This is a genomic window from Bartonella sp. AA9NXGY, from assembly GCF_042196845.1.
Taxonomy (GTDB): Bacteria; Pseudomonadota; Alphaproteobacteria; order Rhizobiales; family Rhizobiaceae; genus Bartonella.
The window spans coordinates 1-575 of record NZ_JBHIRB010000123.1; the positions used below are offsets into that span (position 1 = coordinate 1).

General features: G+C 39.0%; 1 protein-coding gene and 1 pseudogene. One reads left to right on the forward strand and one right to left on the reverse strand.

Features of this window, described 5'->3' with window-relative positions:
- Positions 1-78 precede the first annotated feature (78 nt).
- A complete protein-coding gene (locus tag ACFIM6_RS10170) occupies positions 79-426 on the reverse strand; it encodes a hypothetical protein (protein WP_375612705.1) in 348 nt (115 codons plus the stop codon).
- Between ACFIM6_RS10170 and ACFIM6_RS10175 the strand changes: the two are divergent.
- Positions 385-492, forward strand: a pseudogene (locus ACFIM6_RS10175) (exonuclease); the annotation flags it as partial. The gene ACFIM6_RS10170 and the pseudogene ACFIM6_RS10175 overlap by 42 nt on opposite strands.
- Between the last annotated feature and the right edge of the window lie 83 nt (positions 493-575).

Here is a 575-nt window from a genome sequence, read left to right on the forward strand (position 1 = left end):
ATGAGATTGCCACTAGATTGTATTACCCCCGAAACAGTTGGTTTATGCGAAAATGCTTGTGTGACAGTCTTTTCTGTATCATGTGAGATAAATTATTCCATCGGTACCCTTGAAAAAAAGCGAACTTTCACTCTCTTCATTCCAAGTAAATGCCTTGTATACTATCTCATCTTCTAAAGTTATCTTACCATAAGTTGCCTCTTTGTTGGGCAAAGAATTTTTAAAGTGAAAATCACATATGTTTCCTGAACATTCAACTTCCTCATAGGAAACGGCCCACATTTCTACCCTCAACTCATTTGCTACACTTGTTGTATGATACAAAATCGCATTTTCAATTGGATCAAACCCCTCTGGTTTTTGGAATGCGATGGTGACTTCTTCCGTTTTTTCCGTGATGATCAACAAATTGAACAGATCAATCAAGTTGTTGAAGCCTTTTTAGCAGAGATAGAACGAGAGATACAACAACTCTCAACAAAAGCTGCTTAACCTTATGGGGTGTTTTGTTCCCCGCATATCTACGAGCACCCCCACCCTTCCTAACACTTTCAAGTAATGCGTGATTCACGCCA